3 protein-coding genes are annotated in these 3,081 nt (G+C 59.2%); 2 read left to right on the top strand and 1 reads right to left on the bottom strand.

The window, feature by feature from the left end:
• Window positions 1–407, bottom strand: a 407-nt coding sequence (locus tag AC1DWI_RS17880; RefSeq protein ID WP_477725347.1) for a porin, incomplete at its 3' end; no start/stop codon positions are given.
• A gap of 764 nt (window positions 408–1,171) precedes the next feature.
• Between AC1DWI_RS17880 and AC1DWI_RS17875 the strand changes: the two genes are divergently transcribed.
• Window positions 1,172–2,461, top strand: a complete 1,290-nt coding sequence (locus AC1DWI_RS17875; protein WP_477725346.1) for a porin — start codon at window positions 1,172–1,174, stop codon at window positions 2,459–2,461.
• A 137-nt stretch (window positions 2,462–2,598) separates the two neighbouring features.
• On the top strand, window positions 2,599–3,081 hold a 483-nt coding region (coq7, locus tag AC1DWI_RS17870; protein WP_477725345.1), incomplete at its 3' end, for a 2-polyprenyl-3-methyl-6-methoxy-1,4-benzoquinone monooxygenase.

The following is a 3,081-nucleotide window of genomic DNA, read 5'->3' as shown; positions in this document are numbered from 1 at the left end:
ATGTCGTACGGGGTCCACATTTTGCCGAGCTTCAGCTCACCGAAGCCACCAGACAGACCAACCCAGGACTGACGACCAAAGATTGCATTGGAAGTCGCGGCGGTATAGGGGTTGGTGTAGTTGTTTGCAGCACCGGTGCTGGGGTCAAAGCCGGCTTCCAGCAGGAAGTTGGCTTTCAGGCCGCCGCCGAGGTCCTCAGAACCCTTCAGGCCGAAACGRCTGGTCTGCAGACCACCACCGCTACCGGAAAAAGGATGGGCAACGTTCACGCCGGACTGGCTGATGTTGTTGTCCTTGACGGTACCAACCCAAGCGTCCACGAGGCCATAAACGGTCACGGTGGACTGGGCAGAAGCCATGCCGGAAACTGCCAGCACAGCCAAAGCAACTAGGCTTTTCTTCATCATTAGAAAATCTCCAAAAAGGTGGAAAACAAAACACTGCTACGAAACAAACATTTATAAGGGCTCAGTGACTACCCTTAGACCGATTTAACCAAAGAGTCACAAATCACACCAAGCCTTATCTCTACTATTAGCAACGTTCATACCCGAGTTGTTGGTCCCTAACAACGCATCGCATTTTGCGCACGCTGGAGGTGCGCGCACGAATGCGCCGGCCGGGCGATGCCGTACGAGGGAAGCTTCCAGGCAGCCGAGGCAGGCCGCCCCAAAGCAGGGCACCCGCCCCCAGATGCCCTGCCTTGGTGAAAAACACAAACCCAAGTCGTTTTTTGTCTCCGGGAAGCGTTATGGCTCAAAAAAACAGGCAGGAAAGGGGACAGGCTGGCGCAATGTGGCATGAACCGTTGTAAACGCGAGTCACTCTGCTGCCGCCAACCCRCCAGACGCCCCGGATTAGAGGTCAAACCCTAGCCACCGGTTGCGCATGACTGCGTCGTTCTCCAGCCTCGCTTAAAACGATCTTCAGCATCAGAATTTGAGAGGGGAAACACAATTTCCTGGCAGCCTCCCAAGGTTTGCCGCCAACATCAACCGGGGCAGGAAAACATCGGGTTTTCCCCTGTCGCAAAAGTGATACCCCCCGTATTGCCTCTCTTTACGGGCCGCCGCATCCCCACTAATCTTTGCTCCATCGAGTCAAGCCGGTGTGTGCATTTACGGCAATGACTGCGAAGGTTTTCCCTCAATTAAAACTCTCTGGAGACTCCATGAAAAAACTGACCCTCGTTGCAACTGCGATCATGGGACTTTTGTCCACTTCCGCTGCCATGGCACAAAGCACTGTGACCGTGTATGGCATTGTTGATGGCGGCGTCAACCATGTCACCGGCCTGCGAAGCGGGGCGATCACCCACATTGCCAGTGGCATCATGGAAGGTTCACGCTTCGGCCTGCGCGGGACCGAAGACATCGGCGGCGGCTACAAGGCCATTTTTACGCTTGAGAACCGTTTTGAAGTCGACACGGGAGCCATGTCGAATTCAGCAGCCTCTGGTACTCAAATGCCGGATCGCATGTCTACCGCCGCAGGACTTGGCTTGACCACGCTTCCCATTCCGGCAGCTTCTACGGCCGCGCTGATCACTGCTGTAAATTCATCGATCGGAAGCACGATTGGCGTGAACCTGCCTGGTACCACAGGCAGCCKGCTGTTCGACCGTCAGTCATTCGTGGGCCTGATCACGCCGGTCGGCGCGTTCACACTCGGCCGCCAGTACACGCCTGGCTACCTGGTTGGCGCCACCTTTGACGCGTCCCAGACCCAGTCCAGCCTGGCAGCCGGCCAGATTGCCAGCTTCCCGCCGGCTTTCGACATTCGCCTGAGCAATACGCTGCAATACGGCATTCAGACAGGCGGCGTCACCGCAGCGTTGATGTATGGCGCTGGAGAGGCATCTACCGCGACGGTCGGCAACTCCGCCAGCCGTTTCTTCGGCGGCATGGTCATCTACAAAGGCAACGGATTCTCCCTCGGTTTTGGCCGCAACCAGCGCAACAATGAGCTCGGTCAGAAGTCACTGGAAAACAATGTACTGGGCGGAACGGTTGACGTAGGCCCCGGTACCCTGTACGGCCAGTACGCCACGATCAAGGATGACAACCCAAGCGGCCTCTCCACCATCGGCGCAACCGTTACCACCGCTAGCGGTAGCGCAGCTGTAGGCGCAGCCTTTCAAGCCGCCTACAACAATGCCTTCCGGCAGGACGCCAACCTGGCGCACATCGGTTACCGCATGACCAGCGGCCCACACACATGGGTTGTGGCGTACAACCGCCTTGATGACAAGCGTCCAGCAGATGCCGACACAAGCTCATACGGCGTGACCTACACCTATGCGCTGTCCAAGCGCACCAACCTGAATGCCGTGCTGACCCGCTTCGACAACAAGGGCTCAGGCCAGGCAGCCCCTGGTGGCAATGGCTTCCTCGGCGGCGTGACGTCTGCTGCAGGCGTTGGCTCCACCAACATCGCCCTGGGTATTCGCCACACGTTCTAAAGATCAAGGTTGCGTCCGGATCCCGATCCGGCCTTCCTTTCATAAAAGCCCCCGCATGGGGGCTTTTTTGTGGCCGTTTCCATTCCACCGGACGAGGGATAACATGGAACCATTCCGTCCCTAAGAACCGAAGCACCATGACCACCGCACTCGATACCGCACTCAATGCCGCCGACGGCGCCCTTCGCACGCTTTTTGCCGCCCCGCGCGCCAGCCGTACCTGCCCAACCGTACCCGGTGAGAAAACCGAGCTTGCCGCGCAGGACAAGGTGCGTTCAGGCGCACTGATGCGCGTCAACCACGTGGGTGAAGTCTGTGCGCAGGCCCTTTACGCCGCGCAGGCCCTGGGTACCCGCGACCCGGCCCTGCGAGAGCACTTCCTGCAGGCCAGCCGTGAAGAGGGTGACCACCTCGCCTGGACAAAAACCCGGCTCGACGAACTCGGCGCCCGGCCTTCCCTGCTCAATCCGCTCTGGTATGCCGGCGCCTTCGGCCTGGGCCTGGTCGCGAGCCGGCTCGGTGATCGCCTGAGCCTGGGTTTTGTCGTGGAGACAGAGCGCCAGGTTGAAGCGCACCTGGCAAGCCACCTGGAGCGCCTGCCGGCAGGCCTGCCGGCAGGC

The sequence above is a fragment of the Polaromonas sp. P3_C2 genome (genome assembly GCF_056402675.1).
The sequence above is the reverse complement of the archived record's forward strand: the minus strand, read 5'-3'. Positions and strand labels throughout refer to the sequence as shown.